General features: G+C 71.3%; 16 protein-coding genes. 7 read left to right on the top strand and 9 right to left on the bottom strand.

Going from position 1 to position 17,640, the window contains the following annotated elements; all coding sequences use genetic code 11:
• Positions 1-8: 8 nt before the first annotated feature.
• Genes pgl through tkt form a run of 6 tightly spaced genes read right to left on the bottom strand, consistent with a single transcriptional unit; the run spans position 9 to position 7,964 of the window.
• Complete coding sequence (pgl, locus tag EJF31_RS05900; protein ID WP_125036190.1) at positions 9-740, bottom strand: 6-phosphogluconolactonase; 732 nt, start codon at positions 738-740, stop codon at positions 9-11.
• Complete coding sequence (locus EJF31_RS05895; protein ID WP_125036189.1) at positions 737-1,648, bottom strand: glucose-6-phosphate dehydrogenase assembly protein OpcA; 912 nt, start codon at positions 1,646-1,648, stop codon at positions 737-739. The genes pgl and EJF31_RS05895 overlap by 4 nt, the downstream gene beginning before the upstream one ends.
• Positions 1,645-3,168: a glucose-6-phosphate dehydrogenase gene (zwf, locus tag EJF31_RS05890; RefSeq protein WP_125036188.1), complete on the bottom strand. Its 1,524-nt coding sequence runs from the start codon at positions 3,166-3,168 to the stop codon at positions 1,645-1,647. The genes EJF31_RS05895 and zwf overlap by 4 nt, the downstream gene beginning before the upstream one ends.
• Positions 3,165-4,835 carry a glucose-6-phosphate isomerase gene (locus tag EJF31_RS05885; protein ID WP_125036187.1) on the bottom strand — a complete coding sequence of 557 codons (1,671 nt, stop codon included), beginning with the start codon at positions 4,833-4,835 and terminating at the stop codon, positions 3,165-3,167. Before EJF31_RS05885 ends, zwf begins: the two co-directional genes overlap by 4 nt.
• Positions 4,832-5,938 carry a transaldolase gene (tal, locus tag EJF31_RS05880; protein ID WP_125036186.1) on the bottom strand — a complete coding sequence of 369 codons (1,107 nt, stop codon included), beginning with the start codon at positions 5,936-5,938 and terminating at the stop codon, positions 4,832-4,834. Before tal ends, EJF31_RS05885 begins: the two co-directional genes overlap by 4 nt.
• Positions 5,931-7,964, bottom strand: a complete 2,034-nt coding sequence (tkt, locus tag EJF31_RS05875; protein WP_221767553.1) for a transketolase — start codon at positions 7,962-7,964, stop codon at positions 5,931-5,933. The genes tal and tkt overlap by 8 nt, the downstream gene beginning before the upstream one ends.
• A gap of 213 nt (positions 7,965-8,177) precedes the next feature.
• Between tkt and EJF31_RS05870 the strand changes: the two genes are divergently transcribed.
• Positions 8,178-9,122, top strand: a complete 945-nt coding sequence (locus EJF31_RS05870; protein WP_125036184.1) for a heme o synthase — start codon at positions 8,178-8,180, stop codon at positions 9,120-9,122.
• Between the two features lie 133 nt (positions 9,123-9,255).
• Here EJF31_RS05870 and EJF31_RS05865 read toward each other — a convergent pair whose 3' ends face one another.
• The 3 genes from EJF31_RS05865 to EJF31_RS05855 are packed head-to-tail and all read right to left on the bottom strand — an operon-like array spanning position 9,256 to position 11,790.
• On the bottom strand, positions 9,256-10,116 hold the full coding sequence (locus EJF31_RS05865) for a heme A synthase (RefSeq protein WP_125036183.1): 861 nt from the start codon (positions 10,114-10,116) through the stop codon (positions 9,256-9,258).
• 1 nt (position 10,117) lies between these two features.
• Positions 10,118-10,897, bottom strand: coding sequence for an ABC transporter permease (locus EJF31_RS05860; protein WP_307718967.1), 780 nt, complete (start codon positions 10,895-10,897; stop codon positions 10,118-10,120).
• Complete coding sequence (locus tag EJF31_RS05855; protein WP_221767552.1) at positions 10,894-11,790, bottom strand: ABC transporter ATP-binding protein; 897 nt, start codon at positions 11,788-11,790, stop codon at positions 10,894-10,896. The genes EJF31_RS05860 and EJF31_RS05855 overlap by 4 nt, the downstream gene beginning before the upstream one ends.
• A 141-nt stretch (positions 11,791-11,931) precedes the next feature.
• Here EJF31_RS05855 and EJF31_RS05850 point away from each other — a divergent pair, with 141 nt between their 5' ends.
• From EJF31_RS05850 to EJF31_RS05825, 6 genes are read left to right on the top strand one after another with little or no spacing between them, the layout of a single operon-like run.
• Positions 11,932-12,621, top strand: coding sequence for a metalloregulator ArsR/SmtB family transcription factor (locus EJF31_RS05850; protein WP_125036181.1), 690 nt, complete (start codon positions 11,932-11,934; stop codon positions 12,619-12,621).
• Positions 12,618-14,036 carry a Fe-S cluster assembly protein SufB gene (gene sufB, locus EJF31_RS05845; protein WP_125036180.1) on the top strand — a complete coding sequence of 473 codons (1,419 nt, stop codon included), beginning with the start codon at positions 12,618-12,620 and terminating at the stop codon, positions 14,034-14,036. The genes EJF31_RS05850 and sufB overlap by 4 nt, the downstream gene beginning before the upstream one ends.
• 49 nt (positions 14,037-14,085) lie before the next feature.
• The gene (gene sufD, locus EJF31_RS05840; RefSeq protein ID WP_125036179.1) at positions 14,086-15,276 is read left to right on the top strand and encodes a Fe-S cluster assembly protein SufD; all 1,191 of its coding nucleotides are present in this window, start codon (positions 14,086-14,088) and stop codon (positions 15,274-15,276) included.
• Positions 15,273-15,620 carry a non-heme iron oxygenase ferredoxin subunit gene (locus EJF31_RS05835; RefSeq protein WP_125036178.1) on the top strand — a complete coding sequence of 116 codons (348 nt, stop codon included), beginning with the start codon at positions 15,273-15,275 and terminating at the stop codon, positions 15,618-15,620. Before sufD ends, EJF31_RS05835 begins: the two co-directional genes overlap by 4 nt.
• On the top strand, positions 15,617-16,375 hold the full coding sequence (sufC, locus tag EJF31_RS05830) for a Fe-S cluster assembly ATPase SufC (protein WP_125036177.1): 759 nt from the start codon (positions 15,617-15,619) through the stop codon (positions 16,373-16,375). The genes EJF31_RS05835 and sufC overlap by 4 nt, the downstream gene beginning before the upstream one ends.
• Before the next feature lie 2 nt (positions 16,376-16,377).
• Positions 16,378-17,640: a cysteine desulfurase gene (locus EJF31_RS05825; RefSeq protein WP_125036176.1), complete on the top strand. Its 1,263-nt coding sequence runs from the start codon at positions 16,378-16,380 to the stop codon at positions 17,638-17,640.

Below are 17,640 nucleotides of genomic sequence, written 5' to 3'. Positions count from 1 at the left end.
CTCTCGCGTCAGAGGTGGGAGGCGGCGGGGCGGTCGAGGAACCAGATGGTCTCCTCGAGGCCGCTGACGCCGGCGGCGGGGATGTCGTGGAGGTCCGGCGGGGGCTCGGCGAGGGCGCGGGCGACGGCGTCGGCCTTCTCCTCGCCGCTGACCAGGAACCACACGGACCGCGAGCGGTTGAGGGCGGCGAGGGTCAGGCTGATCCGCTCGGGCGGCGGCTTGGGCGAGTCGTGGACGGGTACGGCGATCCGGTCGTCGACGTCCAGGGCGGCGTGGCCGGGGAACAGCGAGGCGACGTGCCCGTCCGGTCCGACGCCCAGCATCAGCACCTCGAAGTCGCCGGCGCCGTCCGCGCGCATGGCGTCGGCGTAGTCGGCGGCTCCCTGCTCCGCCGAGGACGCGTCGGCCGTCGAGGGCATCGGGTGGACCTTGGTCGGGTCGACCGGCAGCGCGTCGAGGAAGTCCGCCCGGGCCTGGCCGGCGTTGCGGTCCGGGTCGTCGGGCGCCACGAAGCGTTCGTCGCCCCACCAGACCACGACCCGCGACCAGTCGACCTCGGAGTCGGGGGAGAGGCGGGCGACCTCGGCGTGGATGCGCCGGGCGATGGTGCCGCCGGTGAGCCCGATGTGCGGCTCGCGGCCGTCCGCCTGCGCGTCCTCGATCCGGGACAGCAGCTCGCCGGCGACGGCGGTCGCCAGTGCCTCGGGCCCTTCGTGGACCTCGACGAGGGCGGCGCTCACGTCGCCGTCCGCATTGCCAGCAGCTTGCGCGCGGTCGCGGCGTAGATGTCGTCCTCGTCCAGGCGGCGCAGCTCCTCGCCCAGCAGCTCGGGCAGGTCGCGACGCTTGAGCGCGATCGGCCGGTCCGGCCGCCCGGGCGAGCTGAACGTCGCCAGCTTGCCGTCGGGACGCGCGATCGAGATCGGCCCGTCCTTGGTCTCCAGGACGACCTCGGTGATGCCGGGGCCCGAGGATGCGTGCCGCGACACCTTCACCTTGAGCCGGTCGGCCAGCCACGCGGCCAGCAGGTCGGCACTGGGGCTGATCCGCTCGGACGTGACCGACGCCGACGTCACCTTGAGCTCGTGCTGGTCGAGCGCCGCGGCGAGCAGCGCCCGCCACGGGGTGATGCGGGTCCACGCGAGGTCGGTGTTGCCCTTGGCGTACGACGCACACTGCTGGTGGATCACCTTGCCCTTGTTGCGCGAGGCCCCGGCCGCATCGGTGATCCGCCGCTGCGCCAGCATGCCGAGCGGGTCCGAGGCCGGGTCGTCGGGCGGGTTGGAGGGCCACCAGACCGCGACGGGGGAGTCGGGGAGCAGGAGCGGGAGCACGACGGACTCGGGGTGCTTGACCACCTCGCCCTTGAGCCGGATCAGTGCGGTCTCGCCGGTCCAGCCGGAGCCGGTGCCGACCTGCGCGTTGACCACGCCGCTGCCACGGCCGTCACCCAGGATCACGCCCAGCACCCGCGCGGGGTGCTCGTGGGAGGCGGCCCGTGCGGCCGCCATCGCGTCCTCCGCGACGTCCTCGTCGACGACGATGACGAGGGTCATCACCATGCCCATCGCGGGACTGCCGGCCCTGGTGCGGGCGCGGACGAACTCGGCCGCGATCCCCGCGGAGTTGGTGTCGAGGAGCTCGATCATGGACGTCGCCACACCCTTCCGTCACGCGCCAGCATCTTGTCGGCGGACGCGGGTCCCCAGGTGCCGGACTCGTAGGCGTCCGGCTTCCCCTTCTTGGCCCACGCGTCGAGGATCGGGTCGAGGATCATCCACGAGAGCTCGACCTCCTCGTGCCGCGGGAACAGCGGCGGGTCGCCCAGCAGGACGTCCAGGATGAGGCGCTCGTAGGCCTCGGGGGACTCCTCGGTGAACGAGCCGCCGTAGGCGAAGTCCATGTTGACGTCGCGGATCTCCATCGCGGTGCCGGGCACCTTGGAGCCGAAGCGGATCGTCATGCCCTCGTCGGGCTGCACCCGGATGACCAGGGCGTTGTGGGTCAGCTCCTCGGTGGAGGACTGGCTGAAGGGCAGGTGCGGCGCCTGCTTGAACACGACCGCCACCTCGGTGACCCGGCGGCCCAGTCGCTTGCCGGTGCGCAGGTAGAACGGCACCCCGGCCCAGCGGCGGGTGTCGACGTCGAGCCGCACCGCCGCGAACGTCTCGGTGGTGGAGGTCTTGCGGATCCCCTCCTCCTCGAGGAAGCCGACGACCTTCTCGCCGCCCTGCCAGCCCTCGGCGTACTGCCCGCGGGCGGTGGCCAGGTCGAGGCGGCGCGGCAGCGCGATGCTCTTGAGCACCTTCTGCTTCTCGATCCGCAGGCTCTCGGCGTCGAACGACGTCGGCTCCTCCATCGCGACGAGGCACATCAGCTGGAGGAGGTGGTTCTGGATGACGTCACGGGCGGCGCCGATGCCGTCGTAGTAGCCCGCGCGGCCGCCGATGCCGATGTCCTCGGCCATGGTGATCTGCACGTGGTCGACGTAGTTGTTGTTCCACAGCGGCTCGAACATCGCGTTGGCGAAGCGCATCGCCAGGATGTTCTGGACCGTCTCCTTGCCGAGGTAGTGGTCGATCCGGAAGATCGAGCCCGGCGGGAAGACGCCGTCGAGGATGCCGTTGAGCTCGCGCGCCGACTCCAGGTCGTGGCCGAACGGCTTCTCCACCACGACCCGGCGCCAGGACCCCTCGGCCGGATCGGCCAGCCCGTGCTCCTGCAGCTGGCCGACGACGTCACCGAAGAAGGCCGGCGGGATCGCGAGGTAGAACGCGTGGTTGCCGCCCGTGCCGCGGACGTCGTCGAGCTCCTCGATCGTACGGCGGAGCGTGTCGAAGGCGACGTCGTCGTCGAAGTCGCCCGACACGAAGCGGAAGCCCTCGGCGAGCTGCTTCCAGACCTCCTCGCGGAACTCGGTGCGGGCGTGCGCCTTCACCGAGTCGTGGACGATCTGCGCGAAGTCCTGGTTGGCCCAGTCGCGGCGCGCGAAGCCCACGAGGCTGAAGCCGGGCGGCAGCAGGCCCCGGTTGGCGAGGTCGTAGATCGCCGGCATGACCTTCTTGCGCGACAGGTCGCCGGTCACGCCGAACAGCACCATGCCGCACGGGCCGGCGATGCGCGGCAGGCGGCGGTCCTGCGGGTCGCGCAGGGGGTTGGTGTAGGTCACGAAAGGGCCTCTCGTACGACGTCGAGGTCACCCGGACCACTGACGTGCAGGCGGAGCACCGGGCGGCCGTGGGAGGCCAGCACGGACCCGTCGCCGACTGCCTGGGCGGTCAGGAACTCGTGGAAGGTGAAGGGCCGGTCGGGGACGGCGAGGTCGGCCTGCGGGTCGCCCGTCACCTGGAGGTAGACGCCGGTGGCCGGGCCGCCCTTGTGGTACTGCCCGGTGGAGTGCAGGAAGCGCGGCCCCCAGCCGAACGTGACCGGCCGGCTGGTAAGCACGGCCAGCGTGTCCCGCACGCCGGCGAGCGCGGCGTCGCGGTGCCGGTCGAGGTAGGCCTGGACCGAGACGTAGCCGTGCTCCTGGTCGAGCTCGGAGAGCAGCGCGGCGACGGCGGCGGAGACGGTGCGCGCCTCGGGCGGCAGCCAGCCCGGCGAGGCGTAGACGGTGACCGGACCCTGGACGAAGAGCGGGGTCGGGGTCTCGCCGCCCCCGTCGAGCATCTCGCGGGCCGCAGCCTTGGCGCTCTCGACGTCGGGCTGGTCGAAGGGGCTGATCCCGATGACCCGGCCCGCGACGGCGGTGGCGTACTCCCACAGCAGCATCTGGGCGCCGAGCGGGGCGTCGACGTGGATGCCGTAGCCGGAGGTCGGGCGGACCTGCCCGGCGTCGGGGCCGAAGACGAAGTCGGGCCCGAACGTGGCGAGCACCTCGTCCCCGGTGCTCGGCACGAAGTTGGGGGAGTCCAGCGCCTCGACGACGACCGGCAGGATGCCCTTGCCGTCCTTGCCCGTGGACTCCGCGATCAGCTGCTCGGCCCAGTCGCCGAAGCCGGCGTACGTCGCTCCCGCGTTGGCGAGCACCAGCTTGTCGACCCCGGCGAGGTTGGCCACGCCGAGCAGGCCGCCGAGCCGCAGCCCGGGGTTGTCGACCGAGTCGGCCTCCAGTGCCGGACGGATCGCCTCGGCCTCGTCGAGCAGCCGCCCGATGTCGGCGCCCGCGAGACCGCTCGGGACGAGCCCGAAGGCCGTCAGGGCGGAGTAGCGGCCGCCCACCTCGGGGTCGGCGAGGAACACCCGGTAGCCGGCCTCGCGGGCCGACTTCTCCAGGGGCGAGCCGGGGTCGGTGACGACCACGATCCGCTGGGCGGGGTCGATGCCCGCGTCGGTGAACGCCTTCTCGTAGGCCCGCCGCTGGCTGTCGGTCTCGACGGTGCCGCCGGACTTGGAGGACACCACGACGACGGTCTCGCCGAGGCGGTCCTCCAGGGCGGTCCGCACGAAGTCGGGGTCGGAGGAGTCCAGGACGTCCAGCTCGACACCGGCGGCGCCGCAGATCACCTCCGGCGCGAGCGAGGAGCCGCCCATGCCGCAGAGGACGACCCGGCTCAGCCCGGCGACGCGGAGCTCGACCTGCAGGGCCGCGATCTCCGCCACGAGGGGTCGCGACGACTCGGAGAGGGAGACCCAGGACAGCCGCTTGCCGGACTCGTCCTCGGCGGCCGGACCCCAGAGGGTCTTGTCCTTGCGGGCGATGCCGCTCGCGACGCCGTCGGCGACGAGCGCCTGCACGGTCGCCGCGAACGACGCCTCGTCGGGATAGCCGAAGAACAGCTCGAACGCCGCTCCTGTGTCAGTGCCACTCACGGTGTTCCAAGCTGTCTCGGTCATGCCCCGGCCTTCTCCATCTGTCCGCTGACGGTCTGCACGAGCTCGTCCCACGACTTCTGGAACTTGTCGACCCCTTCGTCCTCGAGGACCTTGAGCACGTCGTCGAAGTCGATGCCGACGGCGGCGAGCCGGTCGAAGACCTGCTGCGCCTCGGCGCCGCGGCCGGTGACCTGGTCACCCTTGACCTCGCCGTGGTCGGCGAAGGCGTCCATGGTCTTCTCCGGCATCGTGTTCACGGTGTCGGCCACGACCAGGTCGGTGACGTAGAGCGTGTCTGAGTAGTCGGGGTTCTTGACGCCCGTCGAGGCCCACAGCGGTCGCTGCGCGGTGGCCCCGGCCTGCGCCAGCACCGTCCAGCGGTCGTCGGCGTGCACCTCCTCGAAGGCGGCGTACGCGAGGCGGGCGTTGGCCACGGCGGCCTGGCCGCGCAGCCCGAGCGCCTCCTCGGAGCCGATCTTCTCCAACCGCTTGTCGATCTCGGTGTCGACGCGCGAGACGAAGAACGACGCGACCGAGTGGATGCGGGACAGGTCGAGGCCGGCGTCGCGCGCCGCCTCGAGGCCGGACAGGTAGGCGTCCATGACCGCGCGGTAGCGCTCGATGCCGAAGATCAGCGTGACGTTGACGCTGATGCCCTCGGCGATCGCGGCGGTGATGGCCGGCAGGCCGGCCTCGGTCGCCGGGATCTTGATCAGGACGTTGGCGCGGTCGACGGCCTGCCACAGGTCACGGGCCGCGGCGATGGTGCCCTCGGTGTCGTGGGCCAGGTCGGGCGCCACCTCGATCGAGACGCGGCCGTCGGCCGGCGCCTGCGCGTGGACCGGGGCCAGCACGTCGCAGGCGTTGCGGACGTCCTCGGTGGTCAGCTCGAAGATCACGCGGTCCACGGCCGTGCCCTGTGCGACGAGCTCGCGGACCTGGTCGTCGTAGCGCTCGCCGTCGGAGATGGCGCCCGCGAAGATCGTGGGGTTGGTGGTCACGCCGACCACCGACTTCTCCTTGACCAGGTCGGCCAGGTTGCCGCTCTCGATCCGCTCGCGCGACAGGTCGTCGAGCCAGATGGACACCCCCGCCTCGGCGAGGGCCTTCAGACGGTCACTCATGCGATGCCTCCCGGATGCTGTCGTGCGCGGCGGCCACGACGGCCTCCGCGGTGATGCCGTACTCGGTGAAGATCCGCGCGAAGTCCGCGGACGCGCCGTAGGTGTCGATCGAGACGATCCGGCCGTGGTCGCCCACGATCTCGCGCCAGCCCTGCGCGACGCCGGCCTCGACCGAGACGCGCGCCTTGACGGTCGGCGGGATCACGGTCTGGCGGTACGCCGGCTCCTGCTCGTCGAACCACTCGCGGCACGGCATGGAGACGACGCGGGCCTGCACGCCCTGCTCGGCGAGGAGCGTGCGCGCCTCGACGGCGAGCTGGACCTCGGAGCCCGTCGCGACCAGGACCACGTCCGGCTCGCCGCCCTCGGCGTCGACCAGGACGTAACCGCCGCGGTGCACGTTGGACGTGTCGGCGAAGCCCTCGGAGCCGCGCGGGAGGACCGGCACGTTCTGGCGGGTCAGCGCGAGGCCGGCGGGACGGTCGGTGCGCGAGAGCACGGCCTTCCAGGCGGCCGCGACCTCGTTGGCGTCGCCCGGACGGACGACGTCGAGGCCCGGGATGGCGCGCAGCGCGGCGAGGTGCTCGATCGGCTGGTGGGTCGGGCCGTCCTCGCCGAGGCCGATGGAGTCGTGGGTCCACACGTAGGTGACCGGCAGCTTCATCAACGCCGCGAGGCGCACGGCGCCGCGCATGTAGTCGGAGAACGTCAGGAAGGTGCCGCCGAAGACGCGGGTGCCGCCGTGGAGGGCGATGCCGTTCATGATCGCGCCCATGGCGTGCTCGCGGATGCCGAAGTGCAGCACGCGGCCGGCCAGCGGGTCGCCGGACCACTCGTCGGTGGACCGCGTCTTGGGGATGAAGGACGGCGCGTCCTTGATCGTCGTGTTGTTGGACTCCGCCAGGTCGGCCGAGCCGCCCCACAGCTCGGGCACGCGGGCCGCGATCGCGTTGATCACGGCGCCGGAGGCCTTGCGGGTGGCGACGCCCTTCGGGTCGGCCTCGAACGTCGGCAGGTCGTCGGCCCAGCCCTCGGGGAGGGTGCGGGTCTGCAGGCGCTCGTAGAGGTCGGCGTCGGCGGAGGGCTTGGTCGTCCAGTGCTGGAACGCCTTGTCCCACTCGGCCTGCGCGGCCTTGCCGCGCTCGACGGCGAGCCGGGTGTGGGCGAGGACCTCGTCGGGGACCTCGAAGGTCTGCTCCGGGTCGAAGCCCATGACCTTCTTGGTCGCCGCGACCTCCTCGGCGCCCAGCGCGGAGCCGTGCGCGGCGCCGGTGTTCTGGGCGTTGGGGGCGGGCCACGCGATGATCGTGCGCAGCACGATGAAGCTCGGCTGGTCGGTGACCGCCTCGGCCTTCTTGATCGCCGCGTGGAGCGCCGGGACGTCCTCGACGTACTTCGTGCCGTCGTTGGTCCAGTCGACGGTCTGCACGTGCCAGCCATAGGCCTCGTAGCGCTTGGCGACGTCCTCGGTGAAGGCCACGTCGGTGTCGCCCTCGATGGAGATCCGGTTGGCGTCGTAGATCACGGTCAGGTTGCCCAGCTGCTGGGTGCCGGCGATCGAGGAGGCCTCGCCCGAGACGCCCTCCTCCAGGTCGCCGTCGGAGCACAGCGCGTAGACGTGGTGGTCGAAGGGGGAGTCGCCCTCGTCGGCGTTGGGGTCGAGCAGGCCGCGCTCGCGGCGGGCGGCCATCGCCATGCCGACCGCGTTGGCGACGCCCTGGCCGAGCGGGCCGGTCGTGGTCTCGACACCGGCGGTGTGGCCGTGCTCGGGGTGGCCGGGGGTCAGGCTGCCCCAGGTGCGCAGCGCCTTCAGGTCGTCGAGCTCGAGGCCCCAGCCGCCCAGGAAGAGCTGCGTGTAGAGCGTGATCGAGCTGTGGCCGCACGACAGCACGAAGCGGTCGCGACCGGGCCAGTGCGGGTCGGCCGGGTTGTGCCGCATGACCTTCTGGAAGAGGAGGTACGCCGCGGGGGCCAGGCTCATGGCCGTGCCCGGGTGGCCGTTGCCGACCTTCTGCACCGCGTCCATGGCCAGGACACGGGCGGTGTCCACGGCCCTGTCGTCGACGTCGGTCCAGTCCAGTCCAGCGGTGGTGCTCACAAGGGTCCTCTCGGGGGTGGTGCGCCCGTCGGCGTGAAGAAGCCAACGTCACAGGCGCTGGTGCTCAGGCAGGGCCGAGCCTACTCACCCGGCGCGATAGGATCGAACCCAGCAAGTGCCCCCTTCCCACCGAGGATCCCCGTGACCTACGTCGGCCAGTCGACCTCTGCTGCGCATCAGCAGGAAACGACCCCGGCGACCGTGAAGGACGTCATAGCGGCGTACGTCGGTCTCACCAAGCCGCGCGTCATCGAGCTGCTGCTCCTCACCACCGTCCCGGTCATGTTCTTCGCGGCCCGCGGCATCCCCGCGCTGGGGCTCGTGGTCGCCACGGTCGTCGGCGGCACCTTCTCGGCCGGATCGGCCTCGGTCTTCAACTGCGTCTACGACCGCGACATCGACGAGCAGATGCGGCGCACGCGTCGCCGGGCCCTGCCGCGGCACATCGTCTCGCCGCGCTCGGCCCTGGTCTTCGGCTTCGCGCTCGGCATCCTGTCGACGGTGATCCTCTACATCTGGGTCAACCCGCTCTCGGCGCTGCTGTCGGTCTCGGCCAACGCCTTCTACGTCTTCGGCTACACGATGTGGCTCAAGCGCCGCACCACCCAGAACATCGTCTGGGGCGGCCTTGCCGGCTGCTTCCCGGCGCTGATCGGCTGGACCGCCGTGACCGGCCAGCTCTCGTGGGTGCCGGTCATCCTCTTCGCGGTCGTCTTCTTCTGGACGCCCCCGCACACCTGGGCGCTGGCCCTGCGCTACCGCGAGGACTACGCCAACGTCGACGTCCCGATGCTGCCCGTGGTGGCGCCGGCCGCCGAGGTGGGCCGCCAGATCGTCATCTACAGCTGGGTGATGGTCGCGACCTCCCTGCTGCTGTGGCCCGTCGCCGGCACCGGCCTGGTCTACCCGATCGCCGCCGCCGTCCTGGGCGCGGTCTTCCTCCTCGAGGCCCACCGCATGTGGGGCCGCACCAAGGGCACCGAGAGCCTGACGGAGATCCAGCCGATGCGGCTGTTCCACTCCTCCAACCTCTACCTGTCGCTGCTCTTCGTGGCCGTCGCGCTCGACCCGCTGCTGACGCGCTGACGCTCGCCTGAAAAAAGTTCGGACCCGGACGCAACCAAACGGCCGGCCGCCGCGTCTCTTGGTGTGACGACGGCCGAGCTCGCCCACGGGGGTGCGGGGGAGGCCGTCGTCGCCATGTCCGGGCTAAGACGGGTCAGGCGGGCTCGCGGACCCGCACCAGCACCCAGGTGACGCTCGCCGAGACCAGCGCCGCGCCGAGCATGTGGAAGCCGACGAGCACCATCGGCAGGTCGGTGAAGTACTGCACGAAGCCGATCGCCCCCTGCGCCACCTCGATCGCCAGCAGCACGCCGACGGCGACCGTGGCCTCGCGCGCCGCGCCGGTCGCGAGCAGCGCGAAGAGCAGCCCGAGCGTCAGGCCGACGAACAGGAACACCACGTCGGCGTGCAGCTGGCTCAGCTGTAGCGGGTCCAGGCCGTTGCGCGGCGCCTTCGCGTCGCCGGCGTGCGGTCCGGAGCCGGTCACCACGGTGCCGACGTACAGGACCAGCCAGGCGGAGGCGAACGTCGCCCACGCCAGGCCGACGACCGGGCCGGTGGCCGGCGCGGTCGCCGGGTGCTCGATCCGGCGCAGGAAGAGCACCGACAGCCCGATGATCGCCATCGAGCAGAGCAGGTGGAAGGACACGATCCAGGGGTTGAGGTCGGTCAGCACCGTGATGCCGCCGATGACGGCCTGCGCGGGGATGCCGAGCGCCAGCAGGACTGCCATCCGGCGCAGGTCGCGGCGGCCGGTCTGCCACGCGGAGACCAGCGTCGCGATCGCCACGGCCACCAGCACGAACGTCAGCATCCGGTTGCCGAACTCGATCGCCGAATGGACCGAGTAGGCGCCGTGCGGCGTGAAGGACTCGTCGTGGCAGCGCGGCCAGGTCGGGCACCCGAGGCCGGAGCCGGTCAGGCGCACCGCGCCGCCGGTCACGACCAGCACGGAGTTGGAGACCAGGGTCGCCCACGCGAGCGGGCCGATCCAGCGGTCGAGGCGGGGGATCACGTCACTCCCAGGTGAAGGTCTTGGCGGTGAGGGCGGTGCCGAGCACGGCCCAGACGAGCAGCACGGCGAGGTCGGTGAGGTCGGTGCGGCCGTGGATGAGCGCCTCGCGCATGGCGTCGCCCAGGGCGCCGGAGGGCAGCCAGGCGACGACGTGGCCGAAGGCGCCGTACGCCGACGCGGGGAGCACCACCGCGCCGCCGGCCATGAGCAGGAGGTAGACGAGGTTGGCCGCGGCGAGCGTCGCCTCGGCGCGCAGCACCCCGGCGACGAACAGGCCGAGCGAGGCGAAGGCGGCCGTGCCGAGCACGACCGCGAGCAGGGCGCCGAGGATCCCGGGGTCGGGGTCCCAGCCGAGCAGCAGCGCGACGCCGGAGATCACGATGACCTGAAGCACCTCGACGGCCAGCAGGCCGCCGACCTTGCCGGCCAGCAGGCCGGAGCGGGGGAGCGGGGACGAGCCGAGCCGCTTGATCACGCCGTAACGGCGCTCGAAGCCGGTCGCGATCGCCAGCGACGTGAACGCGGTCGACATGATCGCCAGGGCGAGCACGCCCGGCGTGAAGACGTCGACCGGCGGGTGGCTGAAGGTGATGCCGACGCGGTGCGCGCCCTCGACACCGCCGACCAGCACGATCACCGGGATCACGACGGCCAGCAGCAGCTGCTCGCCGTTGCGCAGCATCAGCCGCGACTCCATGGCGGCCTGGGCGGCCACCATCCGCGGGAACGGCGCGGCGCCGGGCTTCGGGGTGAACATGCCCTGGTGCGTGTCGGGACTCACGGCGCCAGCTCCCGTCCGGTCAGCCGGAGGAAGACGTCCTCCAGGTTGCGCTGGCCCAGGGTCAGCGACTCGGGCAGTACGGCGTTCTCCTCGCACCACCGCGACACCTTCGCCAGCGTCGAGGGGTCGGCCGGGCCGGTGACGAGCAGGCTGAGCTCGTCGAGCTGGGTGACCTCGGTCCCCTCGCCGAGGGCGGCCCGCAGCGACTCCGGCGAGCCGGGCGGGAACGGCCGGGTGACGACGAGCCGGATGGTCGCGGCCGCGCCGCCGCGGGTCAGCTCCAGCGGCGTCCCGGAGGCGATGAGACGCCCGTGGTCGATGATGTGGATGTGGTCGGCGAGGCGCTCGGCCTCGTCCATGTAGTGGGTCGTCAGCACGACGGTCACGCCGTCGCCGCGCAGCTCCTCGAGCAGCTCCCACGTCGTCCGCCGCGCCTGGGGGTCCATGCCCGCGGTGGGCTCGTCGACGAAGACGATCTCGGGGCGGCCCACGACCGCCATCGCCAGGCCGAGGCGCTGCTGCTGGCCGCCGGAGAGCCGGCGGTAGGGCGTGCGGCCGCAGTCGCCCAGGCCCAGGCGTTCGGCGAGCATCCCCGTGTCCAGCGGATGCGCGTGCAGGGCGGCGACGTGGTCGAGCATCTCCATCGCCCGTACGCCGCTCCAGGCACCGCCGCCCTGGAGCATCACGCCGATGCGGGGGAGCAGGTCCTTGCGGTCGCGGACCGGGTCGAGCCCGAGCACCCGGACGGTGCCCTGCTGCGGCTTGCGGTAGCCCTCGCAGGTCTCCAGGGTGGTCGTCTTGCCGGCGCCGTTGGGGCCGAGCACGGCGGTGATGGTGGCACGCTCGACGCGGAGCGAGAGCGAGTCCACGGCTACCTTGTCGGCGTACCGCATCACCAGGCCGTCGACGGAGACGGCGGGGGAGGGCTCAGGCACACCGGAAGTGTAGGGAGCCGGTGCGTGTGTCCTGCCTCTCACCCCAAGTAAGGGTGGCCTTCCTTGAAGGCTGCTGACGATTAACGGCACACTGGTGTTGTGGAATTCGAGGACGCCCATCTCCGGGCACACGACCAGCCGACGCGCCAGCGCGTCGTGCGGTCGATCCTCGACAACGGTCCCTCGACGGCAGCGGCCCTGGCCGAGCGCCTGGACCTGACCCCCGCGGCCGTCCGCCGCCACCTCGACCAGCTGCTCGAGGACGGCACGATCGAGGCGCGCGAGCCGCGCAGCGCCGCCCACCGCGGTCGCGGTCGACCGGCCAAGCTCTTCGCCCTCACCGAGGCGGGCCGCGACGGCTTCGACCAGCAGTACGACGACCTCGCGGTGCAGGCGCTCCGCTTCCTCGACGAGACCGGCGGCGACGAGGCCGTCCGCGCCTTCGCCGAGCGGAGGTTCGCCTTCGTGGAGGAGCGCTTCGACGTGGTCCGCGAGACCCACCCGCAGCTCACCCCGGCCGAGGTCCTGGCCCGCGTCTTCACCGACGAGGGCTACGCCGCCTCGGTCCGCGACCTGCCCGTGGGGGAGCAGCTGTGCCAGCAGCACTGCCCCGTGTCGCACGTCGCCCACGAGTTCCCCCAGCTGTGCGAGGCGGAGACCCAGGCCATCAGCCGGGTCCTCGGCCGCCACGTGCAGCGCCTCGCCACCATCGCCCACGGCGACGGCGTCTGCACCACATGCATTCCCGACATCCCCACCCGCAAGACGAAGGAGCAGGTCTCTTCATGACGACCATCGACGAGCGCAATCCCGAGCTCGAGGGCATCGGCCGCTACGACTTCGGCTGGCGCGACAGCGACGACGCCGGCTCCGCCGCCAAGCGCGGGCTCAGCGAGGAGGTCGTCCGCGACATCTCCTCGAAGAAGAACGAGCCGCAGTGGATGCTCGACCTGCGCCTGAAGGGCCTCAAGCTCTTCCACCGCAAGCCGATGCCCACGTGGGGCTCGGACCTGTCGACGATCGACTTCGACAACATCAAGTACTTCGTCCGCTCCAGCGAGAAGCAGGCGGCGACGTGGGACGACCTCCCCGAGGACATCAAGAACACCTACGACAAGCTCGGCATCCCGGAGGCGGAGAAGCAGCGCCTCGTCTCGGGCGTCGCGGCCCAGTACGAGTCCGAGGTCGTCTACCACTCGATCCGCGAGGACCTCGAGGCCCAGGGCGTGCTGTTCCTGGACACCGACACCGCGCTGCGGGAGCAGCCGGAGCTGTTCCAGGAGTACTTCGGCACCGTCATCCCCGTCGGTGACAACAAGTTCGCCGCGCTCAACACGTCGGTGTGGTCGGGCGGCTCGTTCATCTACGTCCCGCCGGGCGTGCACGTCGACATCCCGCTGCAGGCCTACTTCCGGATCAACACCGAGAACATGGGCCAGTTCGAGCGCACCCTGATCATCGTCGACGAGGGCGCCTACGTGCACTACGTCGAGGGCTGCACCGCCCCGATCTACTCCTCCGACTCGCTGCACTCCGCGGTCGTGGAGATCATCGTGAAGAAGGGCGGCCGCTGCCGCTACACGACCATCCAGAACTGGTCGAACAACGTCTACAACCTCGTCACCAAGCGCGCCACGTGCGAGGCCGGCGCCACCATGGAGTGGGTCGACGGCAACATCGGCTCGAAGGTGACGATGAAGTACCCCGCCGTCTACCTCATGGGCGAGCACGCGCGCGGCGAGACGCTGTCGATCGCGTTCGCGGGCGAGGGCCAGCACCAGGACGCCGGCGCCAAGATGGTGCACGCGGCGCCCAACACCTCCTCCTCGATCCTGTCGAAGTCGGTGGCGCGCGGCGGTGGCCGCACCTCCTACCGCGGCCTGATCCAGATCAACGAGGGTGCCCACGGCTCCAAGTCCAACGTGCTGTGCGACGCGCTGCTCGTGGACCAGATCAGCCGCTCCGACACCTACCCGTACGTCGACATCCGCGAGGACGACGTGTCGATGGGCCACGAGGCCTCGGTCTCGAAGGTCTCCGACGACCAGCTCTTCTACCTCATGTCGCGCGGCATGGAGCAGGACGAGGCGATGGCGATGATCGTGCGCGGCTTCATCGAGCCGATCGCCAAGGAGCTGCCGATGGAGTACGCCCTCGAGCTCAACCGGCTCATCGAGCTGCAGATGGAGGGTGCGGTCGGCTGACGCCGGCCCCCGCCCCCGCCCCGTTTTCGACACCGTAGGAAGACGATCCGTGACTGTTACCGATACCGCGCGCCCCGGCGTGGCCGACGCCCTCGAGCTCGGCAAGGTCGACTCGCACCTCCACCCGGCGGGGTCCTTCGACCTCGCCGACCACCCCGTGCCCACGGGCCGCGAGGAGATCTGGCGCTTCACGCCCCTCAAGCGGCTGCGTGACCTGCACGCCGACGCCGACCTCTCCGGCACGACCGTCGGGGCGGAGGCCCACGACGCGCCCCAGGGCGTCACGATCGAGCCCCTCGAGGCCGGCGACGCCCGCCTCGGCGCCAGCGGCTTCGTGCCCAGCGACCGCCTCGCGGCCCGCGTGTGGCAGGACGCGGCTCGCCGCTACGCCGTCCGCATCGCCGCTGACACCGAGCTGACCGAGCCGGTCCTCATCGACGTGACCGGCTCCGACGCGACCGGCGCCTGCTCGACGCACGTGGTCGTCGAGGCCGGTGCGCACAGCAAGGCGACCGTGGTCTTCCGCTTCACCGGCTCCGCGACCCTGGCCGACATCGCCGAGATCGTCGTCGGCGACGGCGCCCAGCTCACCGTCGTCAGCATCGACGACTGGGCCGACGACGCCGTCCACGTGGGCCACCGGCACGCCAAGGTGGGTCGCGACGCGACGTTCAAGCACGTCGACGTGACCTTCGGCGGCGACGTCGTACGCCACGACACCACCGCGCACTACGCCGGCCCCGGCGGCTCGGTCGAGATGCTCGGCCTCTACTTCGCCGACGCGGGCCAGCACATCGAGCACCGCCTCTTCGTCGACCACACGGCGCCGCGCACCAAGAGCCACGTGGTCTACAAGGGCGCGCTGCAGGGCGAGGGTGCCCACACGGTCTGGATCGGCAACGTGCTGATCCGCAAGGAGGCCGAGGGCATCGAGACCTACGAGGAGAACCGCAACCTCGTGCTCACCGACGGCTGCCAGGCCGACTCGGTCCCCAACCTCGAGATCGAGACCGGTGAGATCGAGGGCGCGGGCCACGCGTCGGCGACCGGCCGCTTCGACGACGAGCAGCTGTTCTACCTCCGCTCGCGCGGCGTCTCGGAGAAGGAGGCGCGCCGCCTGGTCGTGCACGGCTTCTTCAACGACCTGATCCGCAAGATCGACGTGCCCCAGATCGAGGCCGGCCTCATCGAGACGGTCGAGGTCGAGCTCGCCAAGAACGTCCTCAAGGAGCTCGCGTGACCTTCCAGCGCGCCTGCTCCCTCGCGGAGGTCCCCACCGACGAGGCCCTCGGGGTCAACATCGGGGCCTACGGCGTCGCCGTGGCCCGCGACGGCGACGAGGTCTTCGCGATCCAGGACCTGTGCTCGCACGCCGCCGTCGCGCTCAGCGAGGGCGAGGTCGCGGACTGCACCGTGGAGTGCTGGCTGCACGGCTCGCGCTTCGACCTCCGCACGGGCAAGCCGACCGGGCTGCCCGCCACCGAACCCGTCGCGACCTTCCCTGTCGAGGTCCGCGACACCCCCGACGGACCCGACGTGTACGTCGACACCACCACCACTCTGAACGGAGTCACCCCCTCATGACCACGCTGGAGATCAAGGACCTGCACGTCTCGGTCGACACCGAGGACGGCGCCAAGGAAATCCTCAAGGGCGTCACGCTGACCATCAAGGCGGGCGAGACCCACGCGATCATGGGCCCCAACGGCTCGGGGAAGTCGACGCTGGCCTACTCCATCGCCGGCCACCCCAAGTACACCGTCACCGGTGGCACCGTGACCCTCGACGGCGCCGACGTGCTGGCCATGTCCGTCGACGAGCGCGCCCGCGCGGGCCTCTTCCTCGCCATGCAGTACCCCGTCGAGGTGCCCGGCGTCTCGGTGTCGAACTTCCTGCGCACGGCCAAGACCGCCCTCGACGGCGAGGCCCCCAAGCTCCGCACCTGGGTCAAGGACGTCAACGCCGCGCTCGAGAAGCTGAACCTCGACCCGACCTTCGGCACCCGCTCGGTCAACGAGGGCTTCTCCGGTGGCGAGAAGAAGCGCCACGAGATCGCCCAGCTCGAGCTGCTCAACCCGAAGGTCGCCGTCCTCGACGAGACCGACTCGGGCCTGGACATCGACGCGCTCAAGATCGTGTCCGAGGGCGTCAACCGCTTCAAGGGCCAGGAGGGCAAGGGCGTCCTGCTGATCACGCACTACACCCGCATCCTGCGCTACATCACGCCGGACTACGTCCACGTGTTCGTCAACGGCAAGATCGCCGAGCAGGGCGGCCCCGAGCTCGCCGACCAGCTTGAGGCCGAGGGCTACGACAAGTACGTCAAGGCCGGAGTCTGAGCATGACCCTCCCCGGACTCCTCCCCGAGCTGGAGGTCATCCGCAAGGACTTCCCGATCCTCGAGCGCACGCTCGCGGGCGGGCTGCCGCTGGTGTACCTCGACAGCGCCAACACCTCGCAGAAGCCGCAGGTGGTGATCGACACGATGGTCGACCACCTCGAGCGGCACAACGCGAACGTCGCGCGCGCCATGCACCAGCTCGGTGCGGAGTCCTCGGAGGCCTTCGAGGCCGCCCGCGACAAGGTCGCGGCGTTCATCAGCGCGCCGAGCCGTGACGAGGTGATCTTCACCAAGAACGCCTCCGAGGCGCTCAACCTGGTCGCCAACACGCTCGCCTGGGCGCGGGGTCCGCTCGAGATCGGGGAGGGCGACGAGGTCGTCATCACCGAGATGGAGCACCACTCCAACATCGTGCCCTGGCAGCTCCTCACCGAGCGCAAGGGTGCGACGCTGCGCTGGTTCGGGCTGACCGACGACGGCCGGCTCGACCTGTCCGACATCGACCGCCTGATCAACGAGAAGACGAAGGTCGTCTCGCTGACCTGGGTCTCCAACATGCTCGGCACGGTCAACCCGGTCGCGGAGATCGCGCGGCGCGCCCACGAGGTCGGCGCGATCGTCGTCGTCGACGCCTCCCAGGCCGCCCCGCAGCTGCCCGTCGACGTCGTCGCCTCGGGCGCCGACCTGCTGGCCTTCACCGGCCACAAGGTCGTCGGCCCGACCGGCATCGGCGTGCTCTGGGGCAAGCGCGAGGTGCTCGAGGCGCTGCCGCCGTTCCTCGGGGGCGGCGAGATGATCGAGACCGTCACGATGGAGCGCTCGACCTACGCCGGGCTGCCGCACAAGTTCGAGGCCGGCACCCCGCCGATCGTCGAGGCGGTCGGGCTCGGCGCGGCCGTGGACTACCTCGGCCACATCGGCATGGACAACATCCACCGCCACGAGCAGGCCATCACCGGCTACGCCCTGGAGGGCCTGGCCACCGTGCCCGGCCTGACCGTGATGGGTCCGCTCGACGCGAGCGAGCGCGGCGGGGCGATCTCCTTCGAGATCGACGGCGTGCACCCCCACGACGTGGCGCAGGTGCTCGACTCCCGCGGCGTGGCCGTCCGGGCGGGGCACCACTGCGCGAAGCCGGCGCACGCCCGCTTCGGCGTGCAGAGCTCGACCCGGATGTCGTCGTACCTCTACACGACGCCGGGCGAGATCGATGCCCTGGTCGAGGCGCTGGAATACACCCGCAGCTACTTCAAGTTGGGTTGA

Origin of the sequence: Nocardioides sp. LS1, assembly GCF_003865225.1 — a bacterium.
Classification (GTDB): domain Bacteria; phylum Actinomycetota; class Actinomycetes; order Propionibacteriales; family Nocardioidaceae; genus Nocardioides; species Nocardioides ginsengisegetis.
The sequence above is the reverse complement of the archived record's forward strand: the minus strand, read 5'-3'. Positions and strand labels throughout refer to the sequence as shown.

What these genes read in the sequence shown, in the direction of transcription:
- EJF31_RS05895 (WP_125036189.1), bottom strand. Translation starts at nt 1,648, where the DNA reads ATGATCGAGCTCCTCGACACCAACTCCGCGGGGATCGCGGCCGAGTTC.
- EJF31_RS05885 (WP_125036187.1), bottom strand. Translation starts at nt 4,835, where the DNA reads ATGACCGAGACAGCTTGGAACACCGTGAGTGGCACTGACACAGGAGCG.
- tal (WP_125036186.1), bottom strand. Translation starts at nt 5,938, where the DNA reads ATGAGTGACCGTCTGAAGGCCCTCGCCGAGGCGGGGGTGTCCATCTGG.
- tkt (WP_221767553.1), bottom strand. Translation starts at nt 7,964, where the DNA reads ATGGACGCGGTGCAGAAGGTCGGCAACGGCCACCCGGGCACGGCCATG.
- EJF31_RS05855 (WP_221767552.1), bottom strand. Translation starts at nt 11,790, where the DNA reads ATGCGGTACGCCGACAAGGTAGCCGTGGACTCGCTCTCGCTCCGCGTC.
- sufB (WP_125036180.1), top strand. Translation starts at nt 12,618, where the DNA reads ATGACGACCATCGACGAGCGCAATCCCGAGCTCGAGGGCATCGGCCGC.
- sufC (WP_125036177.1), top strand. Translation starts at nt 15,617, where the DNA reads ATGACCACGCTGGAGATCAAGGACCTGCACGTCTCGGTCGACACCGAG.
- EJF31_RS05825 (WP_125036176.1), top strand. Translation starts at nt 16,378, where the DNA reads ATGACCCTCCCCGGACTCCTCCCCGAGCTGGAGGTCATCCGCAAGGAC.